At 64.7% G+C, this 11,281-nt stretch carries 13 protein-coding genes and 2 pseudogenes; 5 read left to right on the forward strand and 10 right to left on the reverse strand.

The features are described 5' to 3' along the window. Positions 1-307 precede the first annotated feature (307 nt). Genes ATE70_RS22515 through ATE70_RS22525 form a run of 3 tightly spaced genes read right to left on the reverse strand, consistent with a single transcriptional unit; the run spans position 308 to position 1,871 of the window. The gene (locus ATE70_RS22515; protein WP_058539782.1) at positions 308-514 is read right to left on the reverse strand and encodes a hypothetical protein; all 207 of its coding nucleotides are present in this window, start codon (positions 512-514) and stop codon (positions 308-310) included. Positions 515-522: 8 nt separating this feature from the next. Further along, on the reverse strand, positions 523-1,677 hold the full coding sequence (locus tag ATE70_RS22520) for a tyrosine-type recombinase/integrase (protein ID WP_231732809.1): 1,155 nt from the start codon (positions 1,675-1,677) through the stop codon (positions 523-525). Then, positions 1,674-1,871 (reverse strand): hypothetical protein, encoded by a 198-nt coding sequence (locus tag ATE70_RS22525; RefSeq protein WP_058539783.1) that lies wholly within the window; start codon positions 1,869-1,871, stop codon positions 1,674-1,676. Before ATE70_RS22525 ends, ATE70_RS22520 begins: the two co-directional genes overlap by 4 nt. A gap of 299 nt (positions 1,872-2,170) precedes the next feature. On the opposite strand from ATE70_RS22525, the gene ATE70_RS22530 reads away from it, so the two are divergent. Next, positions 2,171-2,473 carry a hypothetical protein gene (locus ATE70_RS22530; RefSeq protein WP_058539784.1) on the forward strand — a complete coding sequence of 101 codons (303 nt, stop codon included), beginning with the start codon at positions 2,171-2,173 and terminating at the stop codon, positions 2,471-2,473. 70 nt (positions 2,474-2,543) lie between these two features. On the opposite strand, the pseudogene ATE70_RS22535 reads toward ATE70_RS22530, so the two are convergent. The 3 genes and pseudogenes from ATE70_RS22535 to ATE70_RS22545 form a co-directional block, all read right to left on the reverse strand. Next, positions 2,544-2,804 (reverse strand): annotated as a pseudogene (locus ATE70_RS22535) (integrase); the annotation flags it as partial. Positions 2,805-2,864: 60 nt separating this feature from the next. Continuing rightward, the gene (locus ATE70_RS22540) at positions 2,865-4,226 is read right to left on the reverse strand and encodes a hypothetical protein (protein ID WP_058539786.1); all 1,362 of its coding nucleotides are present in this window, start codon (positions 4,224-4,226) and stop codon (positions 2,865-2,867) included. Next, entirely contained in the window at positions 4,223-4,828 is a 606-nt protein-coding gene (locus ATE70_RS22545; protein WP_021226800.1) for a recombinase family protein, read from the reverse strand. Before ATE70_RS22545 ends, ATE70_RS22540 begins: the two co-directional genes overlap by 4 nt. A 128-nt stretch (positions 4,829-4,956) precedes the next feature. Here ATE70_RS22545 and ATE70_RS22550 point away from each other — a divergent pair, with 128 nt between their 5' ends. The 3 genes from ATE70_RS22550 to ATE70_RS22560 are packed head-to-tail and all read left to right on the forward strand — an operon-like array spanning position 4,957 to position 8,646. After that, the gene (locus tag ATE70_RS22550) at positions 4,957-7,908 is read left to right on the forward strand and encodes a Tn3 family transposase (RefSeq protein WP_021226799.1); all 2,952 of its coding nucleotides are present in this window, start codon (positions 4,957-4,959) and stop codon (positions 7,906-7,908) included. A 31-nt stretch (positions 7,909-7,939) separates the two neighbouring features. Then, positions 7,940-8,323, forward strand: coding sequence for a ParA family protein (locus ATE70_RS22555; protein WP_058539787.1), 384 nt, complete (start codon positions 7,940-7,942; stop codon positions 8,321-8,323). Then, on the forward strand, positions 8,320-8,646 hold the full coding sequence (locus ATE70_RS22560) for a hypothetical protein (protein ID WP_054362424.1): 327 nt from the start codon (positions 8,320-8,322) through the stop codon (positions 8,644-8,646). The genes ATE70_RS22555 and ATE70_RS22560 overlap by 4 nt, the downstream gene beginning before the upstream one ends. Here the strand turns inward: ATE70_RS22560 and ATE70_RS22565 are convergent. The 3 genes from ATE70_RS22565 to ATE70_RS22575 all read right to left on the reverse strand — a co-directional run bounded on the left by ATE70_RS22565 (position 8,643) and on the right by ATE70_RS22575 (position 9,718). Then, complete coding sequence (locus tag ATE70_RS22565) at positions 8,643-8,876, reverse strand: hypothetical protein (RefSeq protein WP_054362423.1); 234 nt, start codon at positions 8,874-8,876, stop codon at positions 8,643-8,645. The genes ATE70_RS22560 and ATE70_RS22565 overlap by 4 nt on opposite strands. A gap of 121 nt (positions 8,877-8,997) precedes the next feature. Beyond that, on the reverse strand, positions 8,998-9,384 hold the full coding sequence (locus tag ATE70_RS22570; RefSeq protein WP_200912148.1) for a hypothetical protein: 387 nt from the start codon (positions 9,382-9,384) through the stop codon (positions 8,998-9,000). Positions 9,385-9,466: 82 nt separating this feature from the next. Then, a complete protein-coding gene (locus ATE70_RS22575; RefSeq protein ID WP_058539788.1) occupies positions 9,467-9,718 on the reverse strand; it encodes a hypothetical protein in 252 nt (83 codons plus the stop codon). 234 nt (positions 9,719-9,952) lie between these two features. On the opposite strand from ATE70_RS22575, the gene ATE70_RS22580 reads away from it, so the two are divergent. After that, positions 9,953-10,222 (forward strand): hypothetical protein, encoded by a 270-nt coding sequence (locus ATE70_RS22580; RefSeq protein WP_054362420.1) that lies wholly within the window; start codon positions 9,953-9,955, stop codon positions 10,220-10,222. A gap of 3 nt (positions 10,223-10,225) precedes the next feature. On the opposite strand, the pseudogene ATE70_RS22585 reads toward ATE70_RS22580, so the two are convergent. Continuing rightward, positions 10,226-11,278, reverse strand: a pseudogene (locus ATE70_RS22585) (hypothetical protein); the annotation flags it as partial. Between the last annotated feature and the right edge of the window lie 3 nt (positions 11,279-11,281).

Genomic DNA, 11,281 nt, shown 5'->3' on the forward strand with positions numbered 1-11,281 from the left:
GTGGCCACCAGCGACGCCGCATTCCGGGGTGGGGCATGCCCCACCCCGGAATACACCATCGCCTACACCGGAAATTACACCACGAGCGCGGACGCTAACAAATCAGGCTGTTTGCGAGCAGACACTGATATGATTGCAAGCGCCTACACATATAGGTCCAACTGGATGGCTCTACTGACATTCACACATCCTTTCTGCCGAGAATGCACCACTCGAAAAATTTCGCCAAGAGCGAGTTCGCGCCGCCTTCGCTGCCGGCGAAATCGCCTGCTACACAACCGTCCCGTCGAGTGCTTCTTCACGGCCTCTATCGCAAATGGAGCATCCTGAACCGATCGAACACGGCCAGAAATTCGGTATCGTCGGCAAGTACATCGCGAGCACCGCACATCAGCGCTTCGGCGATCGCACGCCGATCGTAGCCCGCATTCGATGCATCCTGAAACAACGCTTGCACCAATGTGTAAACATTGCCCACCTGACCACTTTCATCCGTGGGAATTCCGCCGCTCATAATTACTCCTAACATTGCCCGCTTGTCTTAGAACTCCGCACCCTGCCGACAACCCGCGCAGCGGCATTGCTTCCCGCCGCGAGCTCGCGTGCATAACGGAGCGCGGTGGTGGCCGACGACCAGCGTAATGCGAGCGCGATCCCAGCGCCATCCTCTCCGGCAGCAAACAAATCTTGCGTCAGCCCGACCCGGAACGAATGTGCGCTCAGCGCCTGCACCGCATCGGCCTCCTCCCCCGGCGGCACCGCGATGTGGCCGTCGGCGATCGCCGTGGTGGCGACACGGCGCAGGATGGCCACAACCCCCTGCCGCGTCAGGCCCGAAGCTCCCAGATAGTGGGTCAGCTGCTGCTGCCCGCCGCCATTGTCGCGCGTGAGGATATTGATCCGGCGGAAAACAGGTCCGTCCTCGATGCCGCTCGCGACCAACCAGGCCGACAGCCGGTCCATCGTTTCGGCCGAGAGCCACACGACGCTGCCCTCCCCGTCCTGGTCGGTCTTCGATCGCCGGATCTCGAACCGCCCACTGCCATCGCCAAGGCGGGACAGATCCGATACCGTGGCCGCGACCAGCTCGGACACCCGAAGCCCCGCGTCATAGGTCATGGACACGAGCGCCGCATCGCGCAGCCCGACCAGATCGTCGCCGCACGCCGCAAGCAGACCCTGAATCGTCAGCCCGCCGGGCTCCGGCTCGGCCGACGACATGGGCGCACCGAACCGCAACGGCGCGGCTTGGCGCTGGCGCGCGCCCGCCTTGCGCCGAATGCCCTTCAGCGTGTCGCGCACCATGCCCGCCTGCGTCGGCAAGGCTTCGGTGTCGCCATAGCCGAGGATCCGATGCACGCGCGCAATACTTGCGAGGCGCCGCGCGAGGGTCGCGGGCTTGGCGGCCGCGCGCGTCTCGGACGATCGCGAGAGCCAGCGCAGATAGAGGACGAGGGTTTCGGGGGTCGCGGGCACCGCGGTGACGATCGGCCGCTGCAACATGCACCAGCGCAGATAGCATTTGAGGTCGGCGACGATCGCCGCCTTGGTCGCCGGCGCCATCGCGTCGGCCGCGGCCTCGATCGCCAGCGGTTGCGCCTTGCTCCAGTCGACGAGGCGGCCATGCGCCGACAGCACGAGCTCGAGCGACGACGGCAGCGGAGCGAGCTCGGTCACGACGCGCAATCCGGCGATGCAGAGTGCATTTTCGCAATCAGGGTCGCGCCCTTCGTGGACAGTCGCCAGCCCGCGCCGCCGCGCGGCCCCGGGCTGTCGTCGACAAGGCGGCGGGCTTCATAGGCCCACATCAGGTCGAAGGCGGCGTCGCGCGCGGTGACGCGGTTCGCCGTGACGCTGCGTTGGTTGAGCACGCGCGCGATCGCGGCGGCCGACCGCCGCGTGCCAGCATCGCCTCCAAAGAGCGCACGCAGCTCGGCCGCGATACGGTGATCGTTCGTCAGGGCACGCTCTCCTTTTCGGGGCTCCGATCGGGCGATTTTCTCGGACGAATGGAGCGATTTGGCAAGCCCGGTTTTACCATAATGTCCGATTATGGAAAGTCCGGTCGGAGGCCGACAGCCGGATAGGATACCAATCTACCAGTTAGGTAAACTCGGGCTTTGACCCCGACTCCACTCGCGGCTATCAGCTTACCACAGATGGAGCCGACATGACCCTCCCCGTCCACAGCGCCGCGATCGCGTTCCGGCAAGGCCAGGTCGACGCGCTAGCGCGCACGCTCTACGCCTCCCCTGCCCTCTACCCCGCGGAAATGCGTCACTGCTTCGCGCTGCGCACGCTCCAGAGAACCTGGGACCAGTATCGCGAGGATCGCGCGATCATCAGCGGCGCCAGCGTCATCGGCGCCGAGTGCGCCGCCGAACGCGATGCCTTCCTGGCCCTGCTTGCTTCGTTGCTGCCTGACCCCCGCCACGACCTCGCTGGCGCCATCGCGCGCGTCCGCCAGATGTGAACGGACAAAGAACACTGCATCCGACACCCCACGCCAATTCACCTGACCGACAAAATTCTCTGCACCGGCGTTATTTCCTGACACCCTTCAACATACGCGCCGCCGCGTTGGACGACGGAGCGAGCTTGCGGCCGTAGCGGAGTGCAGTGGCGGTCGAGGTCCATCGCAATGCCTGCGCGATCGGTCCCGCATCCTCGCCATTGGCGAACAGATCCTGGGTCAGGCCGACGCGCAACGAATGCGTGCTCAGCGCATCGATCGCATGGTCGAGATCGGCGCCCATGAGATCGACCAGGCCCTGGTCGGCTGCGGCGAGCGCCGTGCGCTTGATGGCCCCTGTGCATTGTAGGGACACAGATTCACGGTAGGCATCGACGTCAGGGGTAGCCAACTATTTGCGCAGGTTCTCGATGCCAAGTTCGCGCCACATCCAGGTGAAGTCGTAGGTGGCCATCGGGTCGTTCGCGTCGAGTTGGCTGCTGCTGCGGTTTTCGAGATGCTTGAGCCACCCGGCTACTCGGTGCCGGCCTGCGGCCGTTTGAACGGCTGCGCGCGGGGTGATGTCGCCGAGTATGCCGATGGGTTCATCGAGCGTCGCGCGGTACTGACGGTCGAGCATGGCATGGATGAGCGGGGTTGCCACCTCTGGCGCAATGGCGGGTGCCGGTTCGGACATTGTCAGTCCCTCGGCCCGCGCCGCCATGGCCTGTTCGACCGTCTCGATCGTGGTCAGCGGCGAGCCGACCAACCCGGCTAGCGCATCGGTCATGAGCGCGGTGCCGCGTTTCGCCCGCTCGGCCGAGGTGACGGCGAGAATCAGGGCGCGGCCTTTCAATTCGACATTGCCGAGCACCGGGGTGCCGTCCGCCATCGTCACACCCCACGCCATACGCCCGGTGCTCTTCGCTATTCCGTTCGGTTCCTCGCCCAGCCAGTTCCAGAAGTGCGTGGTTTCCCGCTGAAGCGCAGGGATAGTATCGAGCCGCTCACCGACCAGCGCCTGGGTCACGCCGCGTGCGAAGGGAAAGCGCACGCGGTGGAACACCACTTCCTCGCCATCACTGTTGTGCAGCGTAGGGATCGACGCCGGTCCCATGGTCTTGGGAACGACATCGAACAGCCATGCCGTGCTGATGAGGGCTGGAAGCGCAGCAAGATCGTCGGCGTCTAGGTTCAACGCGGTGCGCGGGCTGCGCTTGCCCTTCGAGCGCCGCAGATCGGCGACGAGCGCCTCGGCCGCCTCCATCGTGAACGACAGCACGCCGCCCGACAGGAGGTGCTTGCCTCCGACCTGCACGACGCGGGCACCGATCCTGTCCCATTGCTTCAGCGTCTGCGAGGCGCTGCGCTCGGATACTCGAAGTGGCTCGTCGCCCTGGATCAGGTCGCGCACAAGGAAGCCGCTCCCGGGCTCGACCTCGCTGACTTCGTAGAGGCTCATCACCGACGATCGAAGGGCACGCAGGTAGATTTTGGTCGAGCCGCTCTCGTTCCAACCCCGGCGCCGAATATAGTCATCAACAATGTTCCGGTCCCCGGGTTCGATGGTGCGCGTGAGCAGATCCTCGAACGCGCATCCCCACAACACGCCGACCCAATGATCGCCGACGATGTCTGCCAGCTCGTCCGCTTCGAAGTCGAACTCCTCCATCGCCAGACCGAGATGATCGCCGAGCGCCTCGCCCAGATGCTCGCCCCAGGCCGGCGAGGTGGCGAACTTCATGACGCCGGACAGATCGTGACCACGCTTCATGCCTGTTCCCTCTGCTGCTGACTGAATTGCTGGCGGTGCGCGGCGACGATGCGCGAGACCGTGGGTTCGCTGACGCCGTACAACCGTGCCATCTCGGCACCGGACTTGCGACCGGAGGTGACGGATTCGGCGATTTCGCGACGCTGCTTGTCGCCGAGCTTGCGCCGTCGTCCGCCGATCCGCCCTTCGGCACGTGCCTGGGCAAGGCCGGCGCTGGTGCGTTCGCGGATCATGGCCCGCTCGAACTCGGCGAAGCTTCCCACCATTTGCATCATCATCCGCCCTGCCGCGGTGGTGGTGTCGATCGCTTCGGTCAACGAACGAAAGCCCGCTCCCGCGAGCTCGATCCGCTCCATGATGTGCAGCATGTCCTTCAGGCTGCGCGACAGCCGGTCGAGCTTCCAGACGACGACGACATCTCCCTCGCGCAACTGCCCGATCATCTCCAGGAGCTTGGGTCGGTCCCATCGCCCGCCGCTAGCGGTCTCCTCGAATACACGTTTGCAGCCGAGCGCGTCGAGCGCGCGCCGCTGCGTGGCGTTCGACTGGTCGTCGCCCTTCGACACGCGGGCATAGCCGATCAGATAGGATTCGCGCGTCATCCAGCTTCTTTCACAAACGGCCGTATCCGGAGGTGGAAACAGGATGCACCAATTTCCGCAGCCTTGGGCCTTTCACAATCCTCTTTCATTAAGCGGGCAAAAGGCAAGAGGTTTTTGAAGGATGAAACATGCCCGCACGTATTCCGATGACCCAGCGGCAGCGCGCCGCATTGCTTGCTTTGCCCGACAGCGAGGCGGCGGTGGTGCGACACTATGGCCTCGATGCCGAGGACCTTGCTGCAATCGGCACCGCGCGCACTCCGGCAACCCGGTTGAGCTACGCCCTGCAACTCTGTTGCCTCCGCTTTCCGGGGCGGCATCTGCGCGCAGGCGAGCTGTTGCCTGCGATCATGCTCGACCATATCGCCGAGCAGGTCGGGGTGGATGCAGGCGCCATCGCCGACTTCGCGCGGCGAGCGCCGACCCGCTACGATCAGCTTGCCGCCATCAAGGCGCGCTTCGGCTTCACCGATCTGAGCCGGCCAGCGCGCGGTATCATGATGACCTGGCTGGAAATCGAAGCCATGCCCATCGTGGACGGGCGTATTCTGCTCGATCGACTGCTCGACGAGCTGCGCACGCGGCGCATCGTTATCCCCGGCATCAGCGTAGTCGAGCGGATGGCGGCCGAGGCGATGCTGCGGGTGGAAACCGATCTGGTCGCTGCAATCCATGATAAACTCGATGCGGATATGCGTCAGCGCCTCGATACGCTGGTCGATGAGAAGGTGCATGATCGACAGAGCCGCTTGTCGTGGCTGCGCGAACCACAGCCCCGCGTCGCGTCAGCCTCGCTCGCCGAAATCCTTGAGAAGGTCGCTCTGATCCGCAGGACCGGAATTTCCTGTGTTCCGGTCGATCCCCTGCACGAGCCACGCATGACGCAGTTCGCCCGCGAAGGCGTGCGCTATACCGCCCAGGCCTTCCAACAGATGCGCGCCTCCCGCAGGCGGGTCATCCTGCTTGCTACGCTGCGCGAGATGGAAGCCACGCTTACCGACGCGGCGATCGCCATGTTCGGCGCCTTGATGGGACGCGCTCACCTTCGTGCCCGCAAACGCCTGGAACAGGGAATCGCGATTTCGGGACGCGAAGGCCGTGACCGACTGATGCGCATCGCCACCGTGCTGGAAACAGTTAGCCGGGTAGCACGCACCGGTGAAGATATCGGCGCGGCCCTCAGGGATATCGTGCCTCTCGACATGCTCGATGCCGATGCCGCGATCATCCGTCGTACCGCGGCACCTCACAGGGACGATGTGTTGAGCGAGATCGCAGCCGAATACCGGACCTTCAAACGAATAGGACCTCTATTCCTGCAAACGCTCGATTTCCACGGCCGGGCCGGCACCGCGGCGTTGCGCAATGCGATGACGGTCCTGTCGGATCTTGATGGCGACTGGCGCAAGCCGCTCCCTGCCGACGTTCCGCTCGGTCATGTCGAGCGGCGCTGGCACCGCCATGTCGTGGTCGCCGGCAAGATCGACCGGACGCATTGGGAGATGGCCACCTACGGGGCGCTCGCCAATGCACTGGCATCGGGTGATATCTGGGTGCCGAGGTCACGGCTGCACAGGTCGCTGGAGGTGCTGCTCGCGCCATCAAGTGGCGCAGCGCTGCAACCGGTGTTCTCGCTCGGTGATCCACACGCATGGCTCGATCAGCGCGCCGCGCAACTCGACAAAGCCTTGTGCGACGTCGCCCAGAATCTGGCCGGACGTGATGCTGCCCTGTTCGCTGGCGAGCGATTGCGCTTCCCCAAGGAACTGAAGGACGATGATGCCGGGCACGACGAAGGACGGCATCTGACGCTTGCCTGCTACGGTATGCTGCCTGCCACGCGTATCACCGACGTGCTGTCGCAGGTCGAACGATGGACCGGCTTCACCCAGCACTTCGGGCACGTCTCGACCGGGTTGCCGCCTGGCGATGAGCAGGCCTTCCTCGCCACTCTGATTGCCGAAGCGACCAATCTTGGGCTGTCGCGCATGGCCGAGGTATGCGGCGCAGGGTCACGCCGCGCGCTGCTGCGCATGCAGACATGGCACATGCGCGAGGAAACCTTTCGGGCGGCGCTCGCCTGTCTGACCGACGCCATCCACGCCGAGCCGATCGCCGCCTGGTTTGGGCAAGGACACCGGGCTTCCGCGGATGGCCAGGCCTTCTACCTGGGCGGGCCGGGCGAAGCCGGCGGAGCGGTCAACGCCCATTATGGTCGCGACCCAGTGGTCAAGATCTACACCACCATCACCGACCGCTACGCGCCGCTGCACCAGACGGTGATCGCCGGCACGGCAGGAGAAGCCATCCATGCGCTCGATGGGCTCCTCGGCCATGACAGCAACGCCGATCTGACCGCGCTGCACGTCGATGGAGGCGGCGTTTCCGACATCGTGTTCGCAACGATGCATCTCCTCGGGCTCGATTTCGAGCCGCGCATTCCTCGCCTGTCCGACCGGCGCCTCTACGCATTCGAACCTTCGAAGCGCTATGGCAGGCTTGCGCCACTGTTCGGTCACAGGCTCAACCGGGATCTGATCGTCAGCCACTGGCCGGATATCGAACGCGTCATCGGCGCGATGCGTGATCGCACCGTTACGCCCTCGCTGATCCTCAAAAAGCTATCCGCCTACCGCCAGCAGAACAGCCTCGCCGCGGCGCTCCGCGAGGTAGGACGGATCGAGCGCACGCTGTTCACGTTGCGCTGGTTCGACGATCCGGCGCTACGCCGCACGGTCACCGCCGAGTTGAACAAGGGCGAGGCGCGCAACAGCCTGGCGCGAGCGGTCGCCTTCCATCGGCTCGGTCGCTTTCGCGACCGTGGCTTGGAGAACCAGCAAACCCGCGCGGCTGCCCTCAACCTCGTCACCGCAGCGATCATCCTGTTCAACTGTCGCTATCTTGGGCACGCCGTCGAAGAAATGCGCCGCCGCGGAAGCCAGATCGATCCGGCTATGCTGTCTCGGCTCTCACCATTGGGTTGGGATCGCATCAATCTCACCGGCGATTATGTCTGGTCCGATCACCTCGATCTCGACGCCAATGGCCTCATGCCGCTGCTCATCAAACCGCTACCGTGAATCTGTGTCCGCATAATGCACAGGGGCCGACTTGGTCATCATCCCGCTGCAGGCGTCGCCGGTCGACGCACGACAGGCGAGCCGGGCGATCAAGCTGGTGGTGGATGAGGGGAGGGCGCTTCGCCGCGAGATCCCGTATCGCATGCTGTTTACGCGCGTGAACCCTGCGATCGCGACGCGCGACGAGAAGGAAATCAGGTCGCAGTTTCGGGGCGCGGGTATCCCGACCTTCGAGACCGCTCTGAACGATCGCGCGGGGTTTCGCGCGATGTTCACACACTACCGCTCGCTCTGGAGCCTCGGCGACGATCAGGCGACCGGGCTGGACAAGGCGCGCATCAATGCCACCGCCTTCGTGCAGGAGGTCGTGACGGAAATCAGACGGCAGAACGCTGTCGTGGAGCAGACGGCATGAGCAACGGCATCAAACTTGGGCTGGACGATCTCTCGGACATCCGGCCGAACACCCGGGCTGAACGCAGCCGAACGGATCAGCGCCGAGACGCGGCTGCGGTAGATGACATCGGGCGCGAACACGGGTTCTCCAAGCCGTCCGCGCCTGCGGCATTGCCGCGCCGGCAGAAGTCGGCTTATGCGGGCGAGCAGCTCCACCAGGTCAGCGTCAAAGGCCCGGTGAGCGTGATGGGGCGCTTCGTCGAATACTGCGACCGGGAGCGGCTGCCTTACTGGCAGGCCATCGAGAAGCTGATGGACCTGGCTGAGGGAGAGGAACGCTAGGCGGCGGGCAGCGACGCCACCACTTCGCCGATCAGGTAGAAGGCGTCCGGAAGTGCGAAGAAGGCGTCGACGCGCGCGTTCTCGTCATCGGGTGCCTCTGTGCTTCCGAGCAAGGCTGACCAGCGATCGTCCACGAACCCCAGCAGCGCCGCCCATGCGGAGCCGTGGTCCGGGTGGACCGACAGTTCGTCTTTGTCGCCGAAGGTGATCATCAAGAGGTGTAGCGACATCGCAAGCTCCTGCGAGCTGCGCCGGGACCGGAGCCTCGGCGGGTGAGGGCAGGGGCCGCGGGACGCAACTCCCGCTTGCCCGATCCTCTCGATCCCTCTCACCTCTTTTATGATTCTGCGCTCAGCGCAGAAGAACCGATGCTACTTGCGAATAGTTGCGCGGATGTATCCGGTCCCGCGTCTCAAAACGGTTCAAGTCGACCGTCTCGTCCCCGAAGCGAGCGGCAACCGAGCTGACAGTATAAGCCTGGGGTCTTGCATAAGGCAGCAGCCAAATGACTCGGCGAAAGCAGAGGCTGGTGCGGATCTTCGTGAGTTTGGTCGCGAGGGCGGCGCCGGCCGGGTCGTTTGATCCCATGGCGAAAACACAGGCGCCATAGTCTTTGCCCGTTTTCCTCCAGGTGAGGATCTGCGCCGCTGTAGCACGCTCGACGGCCTGCACGTCGCATTGCTGGGCATAGCGCCGGTTGATCGCCTGACCGGCACCGACGCCGGTGCTGTCGCCCAAGATAAGGCACTCGAACATAGGAGGCTCCCGCTCGCCTAGATTGTACGACGGGATGGTGCGTCAGGCCAAGCGAAGAACGGCGTCAGCTGAGCGCCTCCTGCAGCTCGGAAAGGTCGGCGTCGATGATGGCGTAGAGATCGTCGCTGTTGTTGCGGAAGAACTGGTCCGCGCGCGCCTCGGGCTCGATAGGGGAGGGGGCTCGGCCGAACCGGCGTTCCCAGCGTCGGTCTACGAACTCCATCAGCTGCCGCCACGCCTGCGCTTCGGTCGCGTGGAGCGTGACCTTCCGAACGCCCTCGAAGATGATGACGAGGACGACGACGCCGGGGTTCATCAACAAACCGCCTCGGCAGCTCGGCGTGCGGACGTGGGTCGGCGATCCGATCGGCAGGACGTGCGAAGCCGTTTATCGACCATTAGCTTGCGGTATGCGAGGAACTTGCGTCACTTTCGTTGCGGTGGGGGGTTAAGCATATCCTCACCATGCTGTTGTAAACAGATAGGGTCCGTTCGGAACCGGCCAAGGGTCGGAGACATTAATCACCCGAGGCGGGCTACGAGGCTGATCATGGCGCACCTGACCCAAGTCGAGTTGATCAACTGGATAGCACTCTACACCGCCACGGGGCTGTGCTGCGCGATCGCGATGGTCCTCTCCGTCTCGGTCGCCGGAATCCGTCTGTATCGCGAGCGGTCCTGGGAGGAGATGCGGTCCGTGCGTGGCGCCGTGCTGTTCCTGCCGAAGACCTGGTGGCGCTGGCAGAAGCTCTACCTTCTGTCGACCCCTGTGACGCTCGGGATCGTGGTCTCGTTCGGCATGAGCCTGAGCTGGAACTGAGCCTCAGAGATCGAGAGCACTCGCGATCAGATCGCCCACGCGGTCCTTCTCGACATCCGTGGGCTCGATCGTCAGGAGTGGTCCAAGGAGCCGCATACGCGGATGCGTCGTCGCCTTGGACGTCAGGTAGTCGTCGTCGCTGAAGCCCATCGCTTCGACCACGAGCTGTTTGATCTCGCCAGTCAGGCGCGAGCGTGCCTCGAGGAGGAAGTCGGGTCGGCATGAGCCCTGGGTCGTGAGGCGGTCAAAGACGGGCTTCTCGATCGCGAGATCCACTCCCCCGGCGTCCAGTAGCCGGCGGGCCTTGAACAGCTCGCGAAGGACCGACCGTTCGAACTCGGAGTCGACCGGGATGAAGCGCTGACCGGAGAAGATTGGTTGAGCGTAGGCGCGAAGCGGTGCGTAGCCGTGCGCCTCGGGATACTCGCCCGCGACGATCATCACCAAGAACGGCCCCTTGATGAGGTTGCCGCGCACGGAGGGCGACTGCACGCGGTTGGCGACGTGGATCGCCTCGGCCCCGGGGACGTCGACGACGTGGCCCCGGACGTGTGGCGAGAACAGCGCCATGAAGCCCTGTGGCGCGTGTCCGCTCGGCCACGATTTCGCGAGCTGGCGCAGCATGGCGTAGGCTCTACGGCTGTGAAGCGCATTTGCGTGGGTCCAGAACGCTCGGCCGAGCTCGATGCCCGGCGCGATCTCGATCTTGGTCGAGGCTCTGCCGAGCGCCTCGAACTCCAGCTTGATCGAGGCGGTTTCGTATTCGTGCGCGACGGGGGCCACCTTGTTGGTGCCGGCAGCGTCGATCAGGCGCCACAGGAGCCGCGCTAGGCGCGGAACGGAGGCATGGCGGGTGCGATCGTCGCTGGCATCTTCCTCGGGCCTCTGCGCCAGTTTCTCCGGGGCTGGGCGCAGCACCTCGAAATAGCCGGTGGGTGGATCAGCAGGCGTCTCGCGAGAGCGGATCTCGGTGATGCGGTGCGTGACCTGGTCGCGGAAGAAGGGGCAGTCCTCGCGGTGCTCCGGCCGCTTGGTGCTCGTCAATCTCCGCAGATAGGG

The organism is Sphingopyxis sp. H053, from assembly GCF_001468225.1.
Taxonomy (GTDB): domain Bacteria; phylum Pseudomonadota; class Alphaproteobacteria; order Sphingomonadales; family Sphingomonadaceae; genus Sphingopyxis.

What these genes read in the sequence shown, in the direction of transcription:
- ATE70_RS22515 (WP_058539782.1), bottom strand. Translation starts at nt 514, where the DNA reads ATGAGCGGCGGAATTCCCACGGATGAAAGTGGTCAGGTGGGCAATGTT.
- ATE70_RS22530 (WP_058539784.1), top strand. Translation starts at nt 2,171, where the DNA reads ATGACCCTCCCCGTCCACAGCGCCGCGATCGCGTTCCGGCAAGGCCAG.
- ATE70_RS22540 (WP_058539786.1), bottom strand. Translation starts at nt 4,226, where the DNA reads ATGAAGCGTGGTCACGATCTGTCCGGCGTCATGAAGTTCGCCACCTCG.
- ATE70_RS22545 (WP_021226800.1), bottom strand. Translation starts at nt 4,828, where the DNA reads ATGACGCGCGAATCCTATCTGATCGGCTATGCCCGCGTGTCGAAGGGC.
- ATE70_RS22550 (WP_021226799.1), top strand. Translation starts at nt 4,957, where the DNA reads ATGCCCGCACGTATTCCGATGACCCAGCGGCAGCGCGCCGCATTGCTT.
- ATE70_RS22560 (WP_054362424.1), top strand. Translation starts at nt 8,320, where the DNA reads ATGAGCAACGGCATCAAACTTGGGCTGGACGATCTCTCGGACATCCGG.
- ATE70_RS22565 (WP_054362423.1), bottom strand. Translation starts at nt 8,876, where the DNA reads ATGTCGCTACACCTCTTGATGATCACCTTCGGCGACAAAGACGAACTG.
- ATE70_RS22575 (WP_058539788.1), bottom strand. Translation starts at nt 9,718, where the DNA reads ATGAACCCCGGCGTCGTCGTCCTCGTCATCATCTTCGAGGGCGTTCGG.
- ATE70_RS22580 (WP_054362420.1), top strand. Translation starts at nt 9,953, where the DNA reads ATGGCGCACCTGACCCAAGTCGAGTTGATCAACTGGATAGCACTCTAC.